Annotated in this window: 1 protein-coding gene; it reads right to left on the reverse strand. The window is 72.2% G+C overall.

All coding sequences use genetic code 11. The features are described 5' to 3' along the window. Nucleotides 1–403, reverse strand: a 403-nt coding sequence (locus AC1DFM_RS34860) for a hypothetical protein (RefSeq protein ID WP_477081395.1), incomplete at both ends; no start/stop codon positions are given.

Genomic DNA, 403 nt, shown 5'->3' on the forward strand with positions numbered 1-403 from the left:
CCGTGTAGTCGGACGGGACGGCATACCCGTCGAGGGCGGCCGTCAGGGCGGTCAGCGCCTCACGCGCATCGGCGACGACCGAAAGGCCCGAGTGCTTGCCCGCGTCGAAACGCGCGACGTTGATGTTGACGAAGCGGACTGCATTGTCCTGGAAGGCGGTTCGTGACGCAGTGGTGAAGTCGCTCCAGCGCGTGCCGATGCCGATGACGACGTCGGCCTCAGCGGCCAGCGCGTTGGCGGCCGTCGTGCCCGTCGAGCCGACGGCGCCCATCTGCTGCGGGTGGCCGTGCGGGAGCGAGCCCTTGCCGGCCTGCGACTCCCCCACCGGGATGCCGGTGGCCTCGCAGAACGCGCGCAGCGCCTCCTCGGCGCCCGAGTAGTGGACGCCGCCGCCGGCCACGAC

The organism is Chitinophaga sp. 05T412 (assembly GCF_056396465.1).